A 17,377-nucleotide genomic window follows, 5' to 3' on the forward strand; every position below is an offset into this window, starting at 1 on the left:
GTGGGCGGTAGAAACCAGGGGAGCGAGGCAAAGCGGTTTTGTGTCAGGTTTTTCGATCGTTTGAGGAAGATGGCCGTAGCTATCTGACGAGAAGGAGCGGAAAACCTGGCCAAAAAGCGCGAAGCCGCAGCCCCTTGCGTTTCTGCCGCCCACGCTCCTAGGGGTTGGCGGTGTGCATCTGGCGGATGAGCAGGGCTTCGGCGTGGGTGACGCCGCAGCGGGCCACCAGCTCGTCGACGTCGGCGCCCTGGCGGGCCAATTGCTGGGCCAGTTCGTAGGAACCGCTGCTTTGCGGCACCACCGGCTGCTTCTGTTCAAGCAGGCCCATGCGCCGCTCCATCCGGCCCAGCGCGGTGACCAGCATCGACGTGGGTACGTCGGTGTGGCTGACATGCGCCAGCTGTTGCGACAGCGCGCCGACGTCCTGGCGCAGGAGTTCCTGGCGTTGCCGCAGTTGGCGCACGTGGCGCCAGGCCAGCACCAGCAGGGCGCACTGGATCAGCGCCAGCAGCAGCAAGGCGACGATGGCGATCTCAAGCAGCATCGCCGCTCTCCCCGCTGAGCCGGCACAGGCGGCGCACGTCGAGCAGGGCCACGAACCCGCCCTGCCAGGTGAGCACGCCGCTGACCGGGTCGTCGCAACGACTGGCCCGATCCGGGGGCGGTGGCGCGATCTCGGCGCCTTCGGTGTTCAGCAATTCGCCCACCTCATCCACCCGCAAGCCAACCTGGTGGCTGCCGTGCGACAGCATCACCACGCGCACCCGCGCCGGATCGGCGGCGGGCGTGTCGGGAAGGCCCAGGCGCAGGCGGCCGTCCAGTACCGGCACGATGCGCCCGCGCAGGTGGCGGATGCCCAGCAGGTCGGCGGCGGCACCCGGCACGGGGGTCAATTCGCCCGCGCGTATCACTTCGCTCACGTCGACCAGCGGGGCGGCATACAGCTGGCTGCCGATCTGGAACGACAGCCAATGCCCGGCATTCGATTCGGACGTGGTGGCAACGGCATTCATGCGTGTACTCCAGCGTTGCGGGACGCCATTATTGAAGAGGCGCGGCCGGTGGATTGCGCCGCGGTGCCCCACCCATCGGTGCGGCGTTGGCCGTGGGCACCAGCACACCGGCGGCGGGCATCGTCGCCTCCCTCGCAGCCGGTCCTGCAGGCGCCGTCGCACCAGCGGCGGAAGGCCCGGCGGCCACGGCCGAATCCGCCGCCTGGCGCAGTGTAGGGCCGGCGACCCGCGCCGCGGGAATTTCGCCATCGGCAGGCGCCGTCCCGTCCGCCGCGGTCACCCGTGCGGTGGGCAGGGCGCGCGGTATCGCGGCCTCGTCCATGGTGACCAGGGGGCCGGCGTCCAGCGGATGCGGGTCGCTGTAGAAGCGGCTCGGCGCGGTGCGATCGCTCAGCACCACCACCAGCACCCGGCGATTGAGGTTGCGCCCTTCGGCCGTGGCGTTGTCGGCCAGCGGGCGCACCTCGCCCCAGCCGATGATGCCCAGCCGCGCCGGGTCGACACCATGCTCGGAAAACAGGCGTGCCACGGTGGCGGCGCGCGCCGCCGACAGCTCCCAGTTGGAGGGATAGAGCGTGGTCTTGATGGGTACGTCGTCGGTATAGCCTTCCACCCGCAGCGGGTTGGCGAATGGCGCAAGAATCGTCGACAGGCTGCGCAGCACCGCACTGGCCGGCGGCGCCAGATCGGCCACGCCGCTGGGGAACAGGATGTCGGTGCGGATCTCGATCTCCAGCCAGTCCGGCGTGCGGCGCACCACCACCTCCTGCTTGTCGATCAGCGGTTTCAGCGCCTTCTGCACCTGGTCGGCGATTTCCTTGAGGTTTTCCTGCGGCGTGGCGTGCTTGAAGCCGGCATGCGCGCCGCGGCCCTCGCCATGCTTGGGCACCGGATGCGGCGGAATGGGTACCGCGATGGGCACGATCGACGAGCCGGGCTGGCCCGCGGGCGCGGCAATGGCCGGCTGGATGTTGTGCGGGCGCACCTTGGTCGGAGGCATCGGCGCGATCACGTGGCTGGAGCCGTTGAACGCCTCCACGATCGACTCGGACATCACCCGGTACTTGCCCTCGTTGACCACCGAGACGGCATACATCACCACGAAGAACGCCAGCAGCAGCGTCATCAGGTCGGCATAGGGGATCGCCCACGCCTCGTGGTTCAGGTGCTCCTCGTGGTGTTTCTTCCTCATGTCAGGTAACCCTGCAGCCGCGCCTCGATCTGCCGCGGGTTGTCGCCCTGGGCGATCGACACCAACCCTTCTATGAGGATTTCGCGCATCTTCGACTGCTTGCTGATCAGGCTCTTCAGCCGCGCCGACATCGGCAGCATGAACATGTTGGCCAGCGCCACGCCGTAGATGGTGGCCACGAACGCCGCGGCAATGCCGTGACCCAGCTTGCTGGGGTCGGCCAGGTTCTGCATCACCGCCATCAGGCCCATCACCGCGCCGATGATGCCCAGCGTGGGCGAATAGATGCCGGCATTCTCGTACACCTTGGCGCCGGCCAGGTCGACGGCCTCGCGCGTCTCCAGGTCGACCTCGAGCACGCTGCGGATCGCCTCCGGCTCACCGCCATCGACGAGCAGTTGCAGACCCTTGCTGATGAAGCTGTCGGACTCGGCCTCGATTTGCGGCTCCAGCCCCAGCAGGCCCTGCCGGCGCGAGATTTCGCTCCAGCCGACGATGCGGCTGATCAGGTCGCCGGGCTGGTGCCGAGGCGGCTTGTACACCATCGACATCATCTTCAGCGCGTGCTTGAGCACCTTGCCCTGGTTCTGCACCAGCAAGGCGGCGAGCGTGCCGAAAATCACGATCACGAACGCGGCCGGATTCCACAACGCCGCCACCGTGGAACCTTTCAGGATGGTGCCCAGGATGATGACGACGAAACCGAGAATTGTGCCTATCAGGCTGACCATATCCATGGCGTATCAACCCACCGCGCGCAAGGAAGGGAGAAGTTGCCCACGCTCGTCGGCGAGCCCGGCCAGGTCCAGCACCAGCGCCAGCCGGCCGTCGCCGGTCACGGTGGCACCGGCCACGCCCGGCACGTCCTCGAACAACGGGCCCAGCGGCTTGACCATGACGTCCTCGCGGCCCAGCACCGCATGCACCAGGCAACCCAGCCGCAGGTGCCCGATGTGCAGCACCACCACGTGGCGGCCAGCCGCGGTGGCCGAGCCGGTCCAGCCGGCCAGGTCGGCCAGCGGCAGCGCGCGGCCGCGATGGTTGGCCACCATGCGGCCGTCGAGCATGCGGTCCTGCCCGGCGCTCAATTCGAAGACTTCCTCGACGTTGCCCATCGGCAGCGCCAGCAGGCGCTCGCCCACGCGCACCATCAGCACGCGCAGGATCGCCAGCGTCAGCGGCACGCTCAATTCCAGTTCGCTGCCATGGCCCAGGCGCGAGCGAACCTTCAGGCTGCCGCCCAACTCCGCCACGCGGGTCTTGACCACGTCCATGCCCACGCCGCGGCCGGAGATGTCGGATACCACGGCGGCGGTGCTGAAGCCGGGGCGGAACACCAGCTCGTAGGACTCCGCGTCGGAAAGCCGCGCGGCTTCGTCGGCACTGATGACGCCTTTCTCGACCGCCTTGCGGCGCAGCACGTTCGCATCCATGCCGCGGCCGTCGTCGCTGACGGAGATCACGATGTGCTCGCCGCGCTGGCTGGCGGACAGGCACACGCGCGCCTTGTCGGGCTTGCCCGTGCGCTTGCGCTCGTCGGGCGTCTCGACGCCATGGTCGAGCGCGTTGCGCAACAGGTGGATGAGCGGATCGGCCAGCGATTCCACCAGGCTGCGATCGAGGTCGGTGCCCTCGCCTTCCAGCACCAGCTCCACGTTCTTGCCGAGCTGGCGGGCCAGGTCGCGCACGATGCGCGGAAAACGCTGGAACAATCGCCCCACCGGCTGCATGCGCATGCCGAGCACGGCGGCCTGCAGTTCGTCCGCGACGCGGTCGAGTTCGTTGGCAGCGACCACCAGCGCCTCGTCGGCGCTGCTGGCGGCCAGGCTGAGCAGGCGGTTGCGCACCAGGATCAGCTCGCCGGCGCGATTGACCAGCGCATCCAGCCGCGCGGTATCGACACGCACGGTGGTTTCCGCCGCCGCGGCATGGCGTGCGGAGGCCGGTGCCGGAGCGGGGGGCGGTGCGGCCACGGGCGCCGATGCGACCGGTGCGGCGGCGACGGGCGGCGGCACGGCGCCGGGCTGGCCGCCCGGACCGTGCAGGGCATCCAGCAGCGCCTCGAACTCGTCATCGTCGATGGCGCCACCGGAAGCGGACGCGGCGGGCGCGATCGCGACCGGCGCCGGCTCGACCGTGCCGGGCGCGTGGGTGCCGTACATCTTGTCCAGCAGCGCCTCGAACTCGCTGTCGTCGATGGCGTCGCCGCCACCGCTGGCCTGCACCGGTGGCGCGACGGGCGCGGGCGCGGGTGCGGGCGCCGGCGTGGCGGCGCCGCGGTTCAATCGTTGCAGCAACGACGGCGGCGGCATCGCCAGCGGCGCGTCGGCGCCCAGCGCGGCCATCATGTCGTTGAGCAGGTCCAGCGCCTCGAGCAGCGCGTCCATCAACGGCGCATCGAGCACCACGGCGCCGTTGCGGGCGCCGTTGAGCAGATCCTCGGCGTGATGGCACAACTGCACCATCGGCTCGATCGCCAGGAACCCGGCGCCGCCCTTGACCGTGTGGAAGGCGCGGAACACCGCGTTCAGCAGCTCGCTGTCGTGCGGGTTGGCTTCCAGTCCGATCAATTGCTCGCCCAGGGCCTGCACCAGCTCGCCGGCCTCGACCAGGAAATCCTGGCGCAGCTCGTTGTCGAACTCTGCGGTCACGGCAGGCGCGCCTTCAAAACCCGAATTCGCTGAGCAGGCGATCGGCATCTTCCTGGCTGGATACCTTGGCCACGCTGGCCGGCGCCTCGCTGCCCGCCAGCGCACCGGTGAGGCGCACCAGCTCGAGCAGGGACGATTCAACGCTCTCGATGAAGTTGACCACCTTCTTGATGCGCTGGCCGGACAGGTCCTGCCATGACTGCGCCATCACCATGTCGGCCAGGCCATCCCTGCAGCTGATCGCGAAATCGCTGGCCTGGTGGGCCAGCACCGCGGCCGGGTCGCTCTTGGAGTCGGTGAACGCCAGCACTTCGCCGGCGTTGTGGGCCAGCGACTCGGCCGCCGGACGCATGCGCTCGGCAAAATCGATACTGCGGTGCGCGGCCTGCGCGCTCATCTCCAGCACGTCGTTGAGGTGCTTGCGCGCGTCGGCCACGCTGCCGGGGAGGCCTTCGTTGGCCAGTTCGCCACCGAGCCGACTCATCGCGCCGTGCAGGTCGCGCGCCAGCTGGCCCAGCGCGCGGAACAGCCGCTTCTCGCGATCGCGCACCATCACGTCCAGCGCCTGTTCGAAAGCGGGCCCATCGGGGCTGTTGAGCAGGTCGCGCAGTTCGGGTGGCAGGTTTTCCGCGTTCAACGTCGGCAGGATGGCGTTCATGCATTGGCTCCGGCGGCAGCGATCCGTTCGAAGATCTTGCCGAGTTTTTCCTTGAGGGTGACCGCCGTGAACGGCTTGACGATGTAGCCGTTCACGCCCGCCTGGGCGGCGGCGATGATCTGGTCGCGATTGTTTTCGGCGGTGACCATCAGCACCGGCAGCCCCTTCAGGGCGGGCTCGGCGCGGATCGCGCGCAACAGGTCGATGCCCGTCATGTTGGGCATGTTCCAGTCGGTCACGACCAGGTCGAACGGCTGGTTGCGCAGCATCACCAGCGCGTTCTCGCCATCATCGGCCTCCTGGATCAGCGGGTTGCTGAAACCCAGTTCGACCAGCAGGTTGCGGACGATGCGCCGCATGGTGGAGAAGTCGTCCACCACCAGGATTTTCATGTTCTTGTCCAAACCGCATTCTCCGTTAGTGCTTTTCGGGCGGAGGTACCGGACCCCTGGTTCGCCGGTGCCGCTTGTTCAGTCGTGTCCGCTGGATCGCGTTTCAGTCGCGCCAGTCGCCCAGCCGTGCGCGCAACCGGATCACCGCCTGGCCATGGATCTGGCAGACGCGCGATTCGCTCACGCCGAGCACGGCGCCGATTTCCTTGAGGTTCAATTCCTGCTCGTAATACAGCGACATCACCAGTTGTTCGCGTTCGGGCAGGCCGGTGATCGCGTCCACCAGCGCATCGCGCATGCCCTGGTGCTCGATGCTGTCGGCCGGGCCCAGGCTTGATTCGTCGGCCACGTCGAGCGCGGCGCTTTCCTCGCCATCGTCCGGCGCGGTGAGGCTGAGCAGCCGGGCGCACGCCGCATCGGCCAGCACCTGGTGGTATTCCTCGGCGCCGATGCCCAGGCGCTTCATCACTTCGGCGTCCTCCGCCTCGGTGCCGGTCTCCGCTTCGATCTGGCGCACCACCTCGGCCACTTCGCGGGTCTTGCGATGCACCGAGCGTGGGGTCCAGTCGGTGCGCCGCAGTTCGTCCAGCATGGCGCCACGGATGCGGATGCCCGCATACGTCTCGAAACTGGCGCCCCGGTCGAGGGCGTAATTGCGCGATGCCTCCAGCAAACCGATCATTCCTGCCTGTATCAAATCGCCCACGTCGACGCTGGTCGGCAACCGTCCCATCAGGTGATAGGCGATGCGCCGTACCAGCGGCGCATGCCGACGCACCAGTTCGTCGGCGCTTTCGCGGGAATGTTGCAGATACTCCGATGCCACGTTCATCTCACCACCCCGTCGACGACACAGGCTGTCCGCCAAAGAAGGCGATGCGGCCATGGCCCGCGCGTTCGGGTTCTGCCCATGTATCGACCGCACCCGCCAATTGCTTGAATGCCATCGCCGAACGGCTCGACGGCCACAGGTCCACCACCGCGCACTGGCGGCGGATGGCCTGTCGCAGACGCTCGTCATGCGGCACCCACCCGGTGAAATCGATCACCACGTCCAGGAACCGGTCGCTCACCCGCGACAGCTTCTGGTGCAGCTGGCGCGCCTCGCCCTCGTTGCGAACCATGTTGGCCACCATGCGGAAGCGGCGCACGCCGAAATCGCGGCTGAGCACCTTGATCATGGCGTAGGCGTCGGTGAGCGACGCGGGCTCGTCGCACACCACCAGCATCACGTCGTCGGTGGCGGCGGCGAACATCGACACGCTGTCGGACAAACCAGCGGCGGTATCCACCAGCAGGTATTGCGGCGGCTGCGGCAATTCGTCGAACGCGCGGATGACCGCGGCATGCTCGCCGTTGTCCAGCTGCGCCAGGCGGCGCGCGCCGGAGCCGGCGGGGATCACGCGCAGGCCGCGCGGCGCTTCCAGGATGAGGTCCTCCAGGCCGCATTCACCGTCGAGCAGGTGCCCGATGTGGCGCGCCGGCGTGAGACCCAGCAGCACGTCGACATTGGCCAGGCCCATGTCGGCATCCAGCAGCATCACGTCGTGGCCGGCCATCGACAGCGACATGCCCAGGTTCACCGATACGGTGCTCTTGCCCACGCCGCCCTTGCCACCGGCGATGGCGATGGCGCGGCAGCGGCGACGTGGCCTGCCCGGCATGTCGAGCAGGCCATCGGCCTGGCCCGTGGCCGCGCCGCCGTGGGGTTCACCTGCCATCGCGGAAAACAGGTTCTTCAGACCGGAGGCCTGGTCCATTGCGAGTACTCCAATCATGCGCTGGCCACCGCGAGGCCAAACCGTTCTGCCATCAGACTCTCATCCGGCGCAGTGGTTTTCAACGATTGCGCGGCGCGACACACGAGTGTCCGTGCGTTGGCCTCGGCGATGTCCTCCGGCACGCGCTGGCCGTCGGTGGTGTAGTCGAGCGGCAAGCGGTGGCGGATCAGCACGGACAGCGCACCGCCAAGGCTGGGCGCCTCGTCCAGCTTGGTGAGAATGCATGCCTGCGGTTGCAGCGGCTCGTAGGCACGGATGGATTGTTCCAGCGCATCGGACTGCGCGTTGGCGGCCAGCACCAGGCAGGCGCGCAACCCGCCGGCGGCGGCCAGCACGTCCATCTGCTGCGCCATGCGCGGATCGCTTGCGGCCACGCCGGCGGTGTCCACCAGCACGGTCTGGCGACCCTGCAGCAGGCCGAGCACCTTGCGCAGGCTGGCCACGTCGTGCGCGGGATACACCCGCACGCCGAGCAGGCGGCCGTAATGCTCCAGCTGGGCGGCGGCGCCGATGCGGTAATGGTCGGTGCTGATCAGCGCCACCTGGTCGGCGCCGTGGCGCAGCACGGCGCGCGCGGCCAGCTTGGCGATGGTGGTGGTCTTGCCCACGCCGGTGGGGCCGACCAGGGCGGTCACGCCGGCCACGTCGGACAAGCCGCGGCCGCTGATCACCAGGCTGCGGCTGAGCATGCCCAGCGGCAGGTAGCGCGCCTGCTCGGCGCTCAGCTGGTCGGGCAGTTCGCCGACCAGCGCGCGCGCCACGTCGGCCTCGATACCGAGCCGGGTCAGTTCGCGCAGCACCCGCGCCCGCTGCGGCTGGCGCCGATCCATGTCGTTCCAGGCCAGGCTGGAAAGCTGCATCTCCAGCATTTCGCGCATGCTGCCCAGCTCGGCGCGCAGGCGCGCGGTGTCCTGCGCCGTGCGATCGATCATCGGGTTCGTGGCAGCCGGCGAAGGCACTGCCACCAGCGGCGGCATCGCCACCGGCGGCTCCATGCGGGACGGCGGCGGCATGGGAGGAAGGTGGCCGGCGGGCGCGGCGGCGATCGCATGCAGCGGACGCTTCGGCGGCGCAGCCGGCGTCGGCGCGGCGATCTGCGGCTCGTCGACAGCGACCGCGGGCGCGGCCTCGGGCGCTTCCGCCGACGGCGCGCCGTGCCGTGCCGCCTCGCGGATCAGGGCCTCGTCATAGTCGATGGCCGCGATGACTTCGATGCCCTCGGCCAGTCGCCGGGTGGAGAGGATCACCGCATCCGGGCCCTGCTCCTCGCGCACTTCGCGCATGGCCTGGCGCATGTCCCTGGCAACGAAACGCTTGATCTTCATGGGTTGCTCCGCGCGCGGGAATCAGGAATGGGGAATGGAGAATGGGTTGGAGCAAGAGCGTTGCGACCGGGGGAAAGCGGGCGATGCCCTGCCTGTCCCGTTGTCTTGTCTCTTGCCGACGATGCTCGATTCACGATGCCCTGCTCCCTCTTCTTATTGACCCAGTGCCTGCACCAGCCGCACGCGGCGGTTGTCGGGCACTTCGTTGTAGGCAAGTACGTGCAGGTTTTGTGCCACATGCCGGGTAAAGCGGGCGAGCCATGGCCGCAACTGCGGCGCGACCAGCAGGACGGCCGGTTCGCCGGTGACTTCCTGGCGCCGCGCGGCGTCGGCCACGCTCTGCTGCAGGCGGTCGGCCAGGCCCGGTTCCACCGCGGCGCCGGCCACGCCGCTGCCGGTGAGCGAGTTCATCAGGATCTGCTCGAGCTCCGGCGCCAGGGTGATCACCGGCACTTCGGTGCCCAAACCTGTGATCTCCTGCACAATCTGGCGACCCAGCGCCACGCGCACGGCGGCGGTGAGAACGCCGGGATCCTGACTATGCGCGGCATGTTCCGCCAAGGATTCGACGATGCTGCGCATGTTGCGGATCGGCACGCGCTCGGCCAGCAGGTTCTGCAGCACCTTCACCACGGCGCCCAGGGTCAGCCGCTTGGGCACCAGGTCCTCGACCAGTTTCGGCGCGGTGGCGGCCAGGCGGTCCAGCAGTTGCTGCACGTCCTGGTGGCTGAGCAGCTCGTGCGCGTGGTTCTGCAGGATGTGCGACAGATGGGTGGCGATCACGGTGGCCGGATCGACCACGGTGTAGCCGTAGCTCTGCGCCAGGTCGCGCTGGCCGCTGTCGATCCACACCGCATCCAGCCCGAACGCCGGGTCCTGCGTGGCGATGCCCTGCAGCGTGCCGTGCACCTGGCCGGGGTTGATCGCCATCAGCCGATCGCTGTGCACCTCGGCCTCGCCCATCGGCACGCCCATCAGCGTGATGCGGTAGGTGTTGGGGCCCAAGTCCAGGTTGTCGCGGATGTGCACCGCCGGCACCAGGAAGCCCAGCTCCTGCGACAGCTTGCGGCGCACCGACTTGATCCGTCCCATCAGCTCGCCGCCCTGGTGCGTATCGACCAGCGGAATCAGCCGGTAGCCCACTTCCAGGCCCAGCGGATCGACGCTGGCGACGTCCTCCCAGCCCAGCTCCATCCGCTCGGGCGGCGTGGCCGCCACCGGCGCCTCGGCCACGGCCTCGGCCAGCCTGGCGCGCGTGTCGCGCTCGCGCTTGAGCAGCATCCACGCCGCGCCGGCGCAGGTGGCGCCCAGCAGCAGGAAGGCCATGTTCGGCATGCCGGGGATCACGCCCATCACCAGCAGCACCACCGCCGCCACGGCCAGCGCGCGCGGCTGGCCGAATACCTGGCCAAACACCTGCTTGCCCATGTCCTGCGCTTTCGACACGCGGGTGACGATGATCGCCGCGGCCACCGACAGCATCAGCGCCGGCACCTGCGCCACCAGGCCGTCGCCGATGGTCAACAAGGTATAGGTGCGGGCCGCTTCGCTGGCCGACAGGCCGTGCTGCATCACGCCGACGAAGAAGCCGCCGACGATATTGATGATCAGGATCAGGATGCCGGCGGTGGCGTCGCCGCGGACGAATTTCGAGGCACCGTCCATCGAGCCGTAGAAGTCCGCCTCCTCGCGCACTTCCTGGCGGCGGTCGCGTGCCTGCTCCTGGGTCAGCAGGCCGGCGTTCAAGTCGGCGTCGATCGCCATCTGCTTGCCGGGCATCGCATCCAGGGTGAACCGCGCGGTCACCTCGGACACGCGGGTGGCGCCCTTGGTGACCACCACGAAGTTGATGATGGTGATGATGGCGAACACCACCAGGCCGACGGCGAAGTTGCCGCCGATGACGAACTCGCCGAATGCCTCGATCACCTTGCCGGCGGCGCCGGGGCCGTCATGGCCGTGCAGCAGCACCACGCGGGTGGAGGCGATGTTCAGTGCCAGGCGCAACAGGGTCGCCATCAGCACCACGGTGGGAAACGCCGCGAACTCCAGCGGCCGCATCACGTAGACCACCGCCAGCAGGATCACCAGCGACAGCGCGATGTTGAAGCTGAACAACATGTCGAGCAGGAACGGCGGCAGCGGCAACATCATCATTGCCAGCATCACCAGCATCATCACCGGTGCGCCAATTCCCCGTCGGGCGAGGTGTTTGAAGTTGCCTAGTACGTCTGCACCCGTCATGGATTTGACTCGTCATGTGTCGCGATAAGGCCCCATCAGTTCAGGATCGACGTCGGGGACCGGTGCCGCGGGCGGTGTCTCGCCCTGCGCCGTTGCTTGTTTCAGCTGGTAGACATAGGCCAGGATCTGCGCCACCGCCACGTACAGGGCGGCAGGTATTTCCCGTCCTATTTCCGTCGTTGCATACAAGGCGCGTGCCAACGGCGGCGCCTCCACCATCGGGATGTGATGGGAACCCGCCACCAGGCGGATCTGCTGGGCCAGCACGTCCATGCCCTTGGCGATCACCCGCGGCGCGCCCATGTGCCCGTCGTCGTAGCGCAGCGCCACCGCGAAGTGGGTGGGGTTGACCACCACCACGTCGGCGCGGGGCAGGTCCTCCATCATGCGGCGGCGCGCCTGCGCGTGCTGCACCTGGCGGATGCGCCCCTTCATCTCCGGGTTGCCCTCGCTCTCCTTCATCTCGTCCTTGATTTCCTGCCGGGTCATGCGCAGGTTCTTGCTGTGGTCGTACTTCTGGTAGAGCGCGTCGATGCCGCCGATCAGCGCCAGGATGGAACCGAACCACAGCGCCGCGCGCCCCAGCAGGCCGAGCGACTGGGCGATCCCCTCGATCACCGAACCGCGTCCGGTCGCCTGCAGCTCGGCCTGCCAGTGCCGCAGCAGCAAGGCCAGCACCGCGCCGATGAAAAGCAGCTTCAGCAACGCCTTGCCCAGCTCCACCAGGCCGCGCATGGCGAAGATCCGGCCCAGGCCCTTAATCGGGTCCAGCCGGTCGAACTTCGGCTCCAGCGCCTTGCCGCTGAAATTGAGCCCGCCCAGCAACAGCGGCGCCGCCAGCGTGGCCAGCATCGTCGCCACCGCCACCGGCCAGAACAGCGCCAGCGCCTCGTGCATCGCCGCCACCAGCGCGCGGCCGGGCAAGGCGTCGGAGAAAAGCGCATCGCGCGGATAGTTGAGGCCCAGCGAGAAAATGCGCTGCGCGTGCAGGTAGGCGTTGGGCGCGCTGCTCATCAGCGCCGCCACGCCGGCCAGCACCACCATCGCGCCCGACAGGTCGCGCGATCGCGGGACCTCGCCCTTTTCGCGCGATTCGCGAAGGCGTTTTTCGGTAGGTAGTTCGGTTTTTTCCTGGTCGCTGTCGTCAGCCACGGCGTCAGCCCCCGGTGAGGTCGCGCATCAGCGACCAGGCGTCGCCCTGCAAGGCGTCGAACGCACCGGGCAGGCTGCGCAGCGACAACCACAGGGCGATGAACCCCAGCGACACGGTGATCGGGAAACCCACCGCAAACAGGTTCATCGACGGTGCCGCGCGGCTGATCGCCGCAAAGCCGATGTTGACCACCAGCAACGAGGTCATCGCCGGCAAGGCCACCCGCACCGCGCCGGCAAAAAGCTCCGCACCGAAACTGGCCACCGCGTGCAGGCCGTTGGCGTCGATCGCCGGCAGCCCCGGCGGCAGGGTCTGGAAACTGTCGGCCAGCAGTGCAATCAACCGCAGGTGGCCGTCCATCACCAGGAACAGCAGCGTCACCAGCAACAGGTAGAACTGGCTCAACACGGGCGAACTGCCGCCCGCCTGCGGGTTCACCACTTCGGCAAAGCCCAGGCTCATGCTCTGCGCGATCAGGGCACCGCCCAGCGACACCGCCTCGAACACCAGCTTCAACACGAAGCCGATCGCCGCGCCAATCAGCAACTGCCCCGCCATCGCCGCCACGCCGGCGGCGCTCAGCGGGTCGATCGTGGCCGAGGCCATCGGCGCCAGCACCAAGGTCAAGACGACCACCACGCCCACGCGGACCCGCGCCGAGATCACCGTGGCGCTGAAAACCGGCGCCACCAGGCACAGCCCGCTGACCCGCGCCAACGCCCAGAACAGGCTGCCCAGCCAGGTCGGCAGCTGCGCCAGATCCAGCCCTGTCATCTGATCGCACTCGGCAGGCTTTCGATCAACTGTTTGGTGAACTGCACCAGCACCCGCAACATCCACGGCCCGGCGATCAACGCCACCAGCGCCATCGCGATCAGCTTGGGGATGAAGCTCAGGGTCATCTCGTTGATCTGCGTGGCCGCCTGGATCACGCCGATCAGCAGGCCCACCGCCAACGCGGTCAGCAACAACGGCGCCGCCACCAGCATCGCCACATACAGCGCATGCTGACCAAACTCCATGATGGATTCAGGCGTCATGGGTTGATCCCCTGGTATGCGCGCACAGCTGTTGGAGCGCACCCCGTGCGCGATGCTTTTGCTTGTGTCGCACCGATGACCTGTAGGAGCGACTTCAGTCGCGACGCTTCTTGTTGGGCGAGCAAAGGCACGAGCAAGAGCTTTCGATCGCCTTCGGCGCTCGGGCAAAGCCGCCAAACCTCAGCCGTTCTCCCTGAGCGTAGGCCGAAGGCCGAAGTCGAAGGGCATCCGCCAGCCGCACCCTTCGACTTCGCCGCTGCACGGCTACGCTCAGGGCGATCGGAGGCAGGGGAATACATCGAACAGGACACGCCGCGACGCTTTCGCCGCGGCGCAGCCGCGGCGTACCGAGTGCGCGCCATGATGGCGCGCTGCTCTACCCGGGCCCCCTCTGCAGCGGCGGGCGGGCGAAGGAAAGCCCGCAGGGTGGCCGGCAGGGATGCCGGCCAGTTTGGCGTCAGTCCATGGATGGACTGTCGACAAACCCCGTAGCCCGCACGCGTACCTTGCGGGCACGATGCCCGCAAGGCGCGGAAGCGGGGTGGCCTTTCTCTTTGGTTACTTTCTCTTTGGCCACGCAAAGAGAAAGTAACTCGAGCGCCATCGGCGATCGAAAGCTCTTGCTCTGCGGCCACACCAAACCAGAAAGCGTCGCGACTGAAGTCGCTCCTACAGAGAACAAAAGCATCGCGCACAGGGTGCGCTCCTACAGGTGGTGTAGCCCGAGTGGTCACGTGTAGAAGCTCCCGGCCAGGGTGCCCAGCAGCAGCGTCCAGCCATCGACCAGCACGAACAGCATGATCTTGAACGGCAGCGAGATGATCATGGGCGAGACCATCATCATGCCCATCGACATCAGTACGCTGGCCACCACCAGGTCGATGATCAGGAACGGCACGAACAGCAGGAAGCCCATCTGGAACGCGGTCTTCAACTCGCTGGTGAGAAACGCCGGCATCGCCACCTTGAACGGCACGTCGGCCTTGCTCGCATAGGGCTTTTCCTTCGCCAGCCGGGTGAACAGCTGCAGGTCCGCGTCGCGGGTCTGGTCCAGCATGAAATGCTTGAACGGTGCGGTGGCCGCCGGCAGCGCCAGCTCGGCGCTGAGGTTGCCGTCCATGTACGGCTTCACGCCGGTGTCGTAGGCCTTGGTCAGCACCGGCGACATCACGAACAGGGTAAGGAACAGCGCCAGCCCCAGCAGCACCTGGTTGGGCGGCGTGGACTGCGTGCCCAATGCCTGGCGCAGGAAACCCAGCACGATGATGATGCGGGTGAACGACGTCATCATCAGCAGGATCGCCGGCAGCAGGGTCAGCGCCGTCATCAGCGCCAGCACCTGCAGTGACAGCGTCCAGTTCCTGGCGCCGTCGGCCGCGGTCTGCACGTTCAGCACCGGGATGCCCGGCGTCGCCGCCCACGCCCCCAGCGGCAGCACGATCAACAGTGCCGCGATGATCCAGCGGCTACGCTTCATGAGCGGCGCTTCCAGCGCGCCAGCAGGTCGCTTGCGCTGGGCAGCGGCTTGATCGAATCCGGTTCGCTGGGCGCGGGGGCGTCGCCGTCGTAGACGTGCAGCGTGCGGGTACCGCCCGCGCCCATGCTGACGAGCAAACGTTTGCCGTCGGCATCGATCAGCAGCAGGCGTTCGCGCGCCCCCACGGCGAAGGTTTCCACGCAGCGGATGCGCCGTCCGCCCACGCCGGGCCGGCGCTGCAACCGGCGGGTGAGCCAGCCGGCCGCCACGATCAGCGCGATGATGCCGAACAGGCTCAGGATCACCCGCACCAGTTCGCCGGCGGGGTTGAACTCGGCGGCGGCCGGGGCGGCCGCCAGCATGAGGGTCAGCGTGCTCATCGCAGTTTGCGTACGCGTTCGGCGGGGCTGATCACGTCGGTCAGGCGGATGCCGAACTTCTCGTTGATCACCACCACTTCCCCGTGCGCCACCAGGGTGCCGTTGACGAAGACATCCAGCGGTTCGCCTGCGGCGCGGTCGAGCTCCACCACCGAGCCCTGGTTGAGCTGCAGCAGGTTGCGGATGCTGATGCGGGTACGCCCCACTTCCATCGCCAGGGTCACCGGCACATCCAGGATCATGTCCAGGTTGACCTCGCCCAGACCGCCGGGCAGGTTCTGCAGGGAGTCGAATTCGACGCGTTCGCCCGCGTCGGCAACGGCGCTGTCGTGTGACTGGTTCATGCTGGTTTCTTCTCTTTCTGGTGGTCGGCCGACATGCGCCTTTCGCGCCGGCCGGCCTGGGTATGGAAACGCACCGCGTTGCGGCCGTTGGATTGGCCGTAGCTGCCGCGAAACACCGGCACGTCCTCGGCATAGACGGTAGTCAGCTCGGGTAGCTGGATCGGGATGATGTCGCCCGGGCGCAGGTGCAGGAATTCGCCGATGCTGATGCGCGTTTCGAGCAGCAGCGAGCTCAGCCCCACCTCGGCATCGAGCACTTCTTCGTGCAGCAGTTCGGCCCAGCGGTCGTCGCGGTCCATCCGGTCGCTCTGCACGCCGGCGTCCAGCAGGGTGCGGATCGGCTCGACCATCGCGTACGGCAAGGTCAGGTGGATCTCGCCGCCGCCGCCATCGAGCTCGACGTGGAAGCGCGACACCACCACGGTCTCGGTGGGGCTGACGATGTTGGCGAACTGCGGGTTGATCTCGGAGTTGAGGTACTCGAAGTCCAGCCCCAGCACCGGTGCCCAGGCCTCCGTCATCGCGCCGAACAGTTCGGTCAGCATGATCTGGATGACGCGGTTTTCGGTGGCGGTGAAATCGCGCCCTTCGATGCGCGCGTGATAGCGGCCATCGCCGCCAAAGAAGTTGTCGATCACGGTGAACACCAGCCGCGGCTCGAACACCACCAGCGCGCTGCCGCGCAACGGCTTGATGCGCACCAGGTTCAGGTTGCTGGGCACGGCCAGGCCGTGCACGTACTCGGTGAACTTGACCATCTTCACGCCCAGCACCGACACCTCGCAGGTCTTGCGCAGCACGCCGAAGATCGCGGTGCGGAAGAAGCGCGCGAAGCGGTCGTTGACCATTTCCAGCGTGGGCAACCGACCGCGCACCAGCCGGTCCTGCTGGGTGAAGTCGTAGGAAATCACCGTGCCTGGCGGCAACGGCTCGTCGGTGCCGGTGGCAACGTCGCCACCTTCCACGCCGTCCAGCAGCGCGTCGATTTCGTCCTGGGAAAGCAGATCGCTCATCGCCGTGTCCCGCTTACTGCATCACGAAGCTGGTGAAGTACAGCGCGTCGATGCCGGGTCGGCCCAGGCGCGCCTGCACCACCTTGCGCACCGCCGCCAGCGCCTGCGCCTGCAACTTGTCGCGGCCGGCCGTGTTGCTGATGATCGAGTATTCCTGGCTGCTGAAAAGCGACACCAGCGCATCGCGGATCACCGGGTCGGCGGTCTTGGCCGCGGCCAGCGCATCGGCGTCATGCGACATCAGCGTGACGCCGACCTGCAGGTAGCGCAGCGATTCGTCGTCGCGAAAATTGACCACGAAGGGCGGATCCAGCGGCAGGTACAGCTCGGCCTTCGGTGCCGGCTTGGCGTTCTTGGCCGCGGCCTTGGCGTGCATCGTCTTGTACGCGAAACCGCCGCCGCCCAACGCCAGCAACACCACCACCAGGCCGATGATCATCGGGAGCCGGCTTTTCTTCTTGGGCGGGGGCGGCGCCTGAACCAATTCTTCGTCGGCTTCAGCCATGGAAAACCTCGATCTGCAGTTTCAGGGAAAACGCCCGTGCAACCGGGCGATGCCCATCAAATGCAAACCGTGTGCCATCGACGAAAAGCGCATCGCAGCAGGGATCTGGCGAGGACGGGTGAGCGAGGTGGCGTTTTCTTGACGCCTGACGTCAGGATGACGTGACGCTTTGGTGCCGGGATTCGGGATCTGCAGAGCGCAAGCGGCGT

20 protein-coding genes are annotated in these 17,377 nt (G+C 67.7%); 1 reads left to right on the forward strand and 19 read right to left on the reverse strand.

Annotated elements, in window-relative coordinates; translation table 11 throughout:
- Positions 1-157: 157 nt before the first annotated feature.
- The 19 genes from ABD017_RS11200 to ABD017_RS11290 all read right to left on the reverse strand — a co-directional run bounded on the left by ABD017_RS11200 (position 158) and on the right by ABD017_RS11290 (position 17,168).
- Positions 158-544 (reverse strand): DUF2802 domain-containing protein, encoded by a 387-nt coding sequence (locus ABD017_RS11200; protein WP_343882832.1) that lies wholly within the window; start codon positions 542-544, stop codon positions 158-160.
- Positions 534-1,013, reverse strand: coding sequence for a chemotaxis protein CheW (locus ABD017_RS11205; protein ID WP_343882833.1), 480 nt, complete (start codon positions 1,011-1,013; stop codon positions 534-536). The genes ABD017_RS11200 and ABD017_RS11205 overlap by 11 nt, the downstream gene beginning before the upstream one ends.
- Before the next feature lie 28 nt (positions 1,014-1,041).
- Complete coding sequence (gene motD / locus ABD017_RS11210; protein WP_343882834.1) at positions 1,042-2,205, reverse strand: flagellar motor protein MotD; 1,164 nt, start codon at positions 2,203-2,205, stop codon at positions 1,042-1,044.
- Complete coding sequence (locus tag ABD017_RS11215; protein WP_343882835.1) at positions 2,202-2,942, reverse strand: flagellar motor protein; 741 nt, start codon at positions 2,940-2,942, stop codon at positions 2,202-2,204. Before ABD017_RS11215 ends, motD begins: the two co-directional genes overlap by 4 nt.
- 6 nt (positions 2,943-2,948) lie before the next feature.
- Complete coding sequence (locus tag ABD017_RS11220) at positions 2,949-4,856, reverse strand: chemotaxis protein CheA (protein WP_343882836.1); 1,908 nt, start codon at positions 4,854-4,856, stop codon at positions 2,949-2,951.
- A 13-nt stretch (positions 4,857-4,869) separates the two neighbouring features.
- On the reverse strand, positions 4,870-5,514 hold the full coding sequence (locus tag ABD017_RS11225; RefSeq protein WP_343882837.1) for a protein phosphatase CheZ: 645 nt from the start codon (positions 5,512-5,514) through the stop codon (positions 4,870-4,872).
- Positions 5,511-5,918, reverse strand: a complete 408-nt coding sequence (locus ABD017_RS11230; RefSeq protein WP_007080063.1) for a chemotaxis response regulator CheY — start codon at positions 5,916-5,918, stop codon at positions 5,511-5,513. Before ABD017_RS11230 ends, ABD017_RS11225 begins: the two co-directional genes overlap by 4 nt.
- A 91-nt stretch (positions 5,919-6,009) precedes the next feature.
- A complete protein-coding gene (locus tag ABD017_RS11235; RefSeq protein WP_343882838.1) occupies positions 6,010-6,738 on the reverse strand; it encodes an RNA polymerase sigma factor FliA in 729 nt (242 codons plus the stop codon).
- Between the two features lies 1 nt (position 6,739).
- Entirely contained in the window at positions 6,740-7,666 is a 927-nt protein-coding gene (locus tag ABD017_RS11240; RefSeq protein ID WP_343882839.1) for a MinD/ParA family protein, read from the reverse strand.
- Between the two features lie 14 nt (positions 7,667-7,680).
- Positions 7,681-9,012 (reverse strand): flagellar biosynthesis GTPase FlhF, encoded by a 1,332-nt coding sequence (gene flhF, locus ABD017_RS11245; protein ID WP_343882840.1) that lies wholly within the window; start codon positions 9,010-9,012, stop codon positions 7,681-7,683.
- Between the two features lie 153 nt (positions 9,013-9,165).
- Positions 9,166-11,256: a flagellar biosynthesis protein FlhA gene (flhA, locus tag ABD017_RS11250; protein WP_343882841.1), complete on the reverse strand. Its 2,091-nt coding sequence runs from the start codon at positions 11,254-11,256 to the stop codon at positions 9,166-9,168.
- A 12-nt stretch (positions 11,257-11,268) separates the two neighbouring features.
- Complete coding sequence (flhB, locus tag ABD017_RS11255; RefSeq protein WP_343882842.1) at positions 11,269-12,408, reverse strand: flagellar biosynthesis protein FlhB; 1,140 nt, start codon at positions 12,406-12,408, stop codon at positions 11,269-11,271.
- 4 nt (positions 12,409-12,412) lie between these two features.
- Positions 12,413-13,183 carry a flagellar biosynthetic protein FliR gene (gene fliR / locus ABD017_RS11260; protein ID WP_343882843.1) on the reverse strand — a complete coding sequence of 257 codons (771 nt, stop codon included), beginning with the start codon at positions 13,181-13,183 and terminating at the stop codon, positions 12,413-12,415.
- Positions 13,180-13,449, reverse strand: a complete 270-nt coding sequence (gene fliQ, locus ABD017_RS11265; RefSeq protein WP_343882844.1) for a flagellar biosynthesis protein FliQ — start codon at positions 13,447-13,449, stop codon at positions 13,180-13,182. Before fliQ ends, fliR begins: the two co-directional genes overlap by 4 nt.
- 730 nt (positions 13,450-14,179) lie before the next feature.
- Positions 14,180-14,926, reverse strand: coding sequence for a flagellar type III secretion system pore protein FliP (fliP, locus tag ABD017_RS11270; RefSeq protein WP_343882845.1), 747 nt, complete (start codon positions 14,924-14,926; stop codon positions 14,180-14,182).
- Positions 14,923-15,306, reverse strand: coding sequence for a FliO/MopB family protein (locus ABD017_RS11275; RefSeq protein ID WP_343882846.1), 384 nt, complete (start codon positions 15,304-15,306; stop codon positions 14,923-14,925). The genes fliP and ABD017_RS11275 overlap by 4 nt, the downstream gene beginning before the upstream one ends.
- On the reverse strand, positions 15,303-15,650 hold the full coding sequence (fliN, locus tag ABD017_RS11280; protein ID WP_343882847.1) for a flagellar motor switch protein FliN: 348 nt from the start codon (positions 15,648-15,650) through the stop codon (positions 15,303-15,305). The genes ABD017_RS11275 and fliN overlap by 4 nt, the downstream gene beginning before the upstream one ends.
- Positions 15,647-16,663 (reverse strand): flagellar motor switch protein FliM, encoded by a 1,017-nt coding sequence (fliM, locus tag ABD017_RS11285; protein WP_343882848.1) that lies wholly within the window; start codon positions 16,661-16,663, stop codon positions 15,647-15,649. Before fliM ends, fliN begins: the two co-directional genes overlap by 4 nt.
- Before the next feature lie 13 nt (positions 16,664-16,676).
- Complete coding sequence (locus ABD017_RS11290; RefSeq protein WP_343882849.1) at positions 16,677-17,168, reverse strand: flagellar basal body-associated FliL family protein; 492 nt, start codon at positions 17,166-17,168, stop codon at positions 16,677-16,679.
- On the opposite strand from ABD017_RS11290, the gene ABD017_RS11295 reads away from it, so the two are divergent.
- The gene (locus ABD017_RS11295) at positions 17,167-17,310 is read left to right on the forward strand and encodes a hypothetical protein (RefSeq protein WP_343882850.1); all 144 of its coding nucleotides are present in this window, start codon (positions 17,167-17,169) and stop codon (positions 17,308-17,310) included. The two genes, ABD017_RS11290 and ABD017_RS11295, sit on opposite strands and share 2 nt — an antisense overlap.
- The last annotated feature ends 67 nt before the right edge of the window (positions 17,311-17,377 follow it).

The sequence above is a fragment of the Rhodanobacter caeni genome, from assembly GCF_039523575.1.
Taxonomy (GTDB): Bacteria; Pseudomonadota; Gammaproteobacteria; order Xanthomonadales; family Rhodanobacteraceae; genus Rhodanobacter; species Rhodanobacter caeni.

Coding starts and splice junctions, on each gene's coding strand:
- ABD017_RS11200 (WP_343882832.1), bottom strand. CDS start 544: ATGCTGCTTGAGATCGCCATCGTCGCCTTGCTGCTGCTGGCGCTGATC.
- ABD017_RS11205 (WP_343882833.1), bottom strand. CDS start 1,013: ATGAATGCCGTTGCCACCACGTCCGAATCGAATGCCGGGCATTGGCTG.
- motD (WP_343882834.1), bottom strand. CDS start 2,205: ATGAGGAAGAAACACCACGAGGAGCACCTGAACCACGAGGCGTGGGCG.
- ABD017_RS11215 (WP_343882835.1), bottom strand. CDS start 2,942: ATGGATATGGTCAGCCTGATAGGCACAATTCTCGGTTTCGTCGTCATC.
- ABD017_RS11225 (WP_343882837.1), bottom strand. CDS start 5,514: ATGAACGCCATCCTGCCGACGTTGAACGCGGAAAACCTGCCACCCGAA.
- ABD017_RS11235 (WP_343882838.1), bottom strand. CDS start 6,738: ATGAACGTGGCATCGGAGTATCTGCAACATTCCCGCGAAAGCGCCGAC.
- ABD017_RS11240 (WP_343882839.1), bottom strand. CDS start 7,666: ATGGACCAGGCCTCCGGTCTGAAGAACCTGTTTTCCGCGATGGCAGGT.
- flhF (WP_343882840.1), bottom strand. CDS start 9,012: ATGAAGATCAAGCGTTTCGTTGCCAGGGACATGCGCCAGGCCATGCGC.
- flhA (WP_343882841.1), bottom strand. CDS start 11,256: ATGACGGGTGCAGACGTACTAGGCAACTTCAAACACCTCGCCCGACGG.
- fliR (WP_343882843.1), bottom strand. CDS start 13,183: ATGACAGGGCTGGATCTGGCGCAGCTGCCGACCTGGCTGGGCAGCCTG.
- fliQ (WP_343882844.1), bottom strand. CDS start 13,449: ATGACGCCTGAATCCATCATGGAGTTTGGTCAGCATGCGCTGTATGTG.
- fliP (WP_343882845.1), bottom strand. CDS start 14,926: ATGAAGCGTAGCCGCTGGATCATCGCGGCACTGTTGATCGTGCTGCCG.
- ABD017_RS11275 (WP_343882846.1), bottom strand. CDS start 15,306: ATGAGCACGCTGACCCTCATGCTGGCGGCCGCCCCGGCCGCCGCCGAG.
- fliN (WP_343882847.1), bottom strand. CDS start 15,650: ATGAACCAGTCACACGACAGCGCCGTTGCCGACGCGGGCGAACGCGTC.
- fliM (WP_343882848.1), bottom strand. CDS start 16,663: ATGAGCGATCTGCTTTCCCAGGACGAAATCGACGCGCTGCTGGACGGC.
- ABD017_RS11295 (WP_343882850.1), top strand. CDS start 17,167: ATGGAAAACCTCGATCTGCAGTTTCAGGGAAAACGCCCGTGCAACCGG.
- ABD017_RS11290 (WP_343882849.1), bottom strand. CDS start 17,168: ATGGCTGAAGCCGACGAAGAATTGGTTCAGGCGCCGCCCCCGCCCAAG.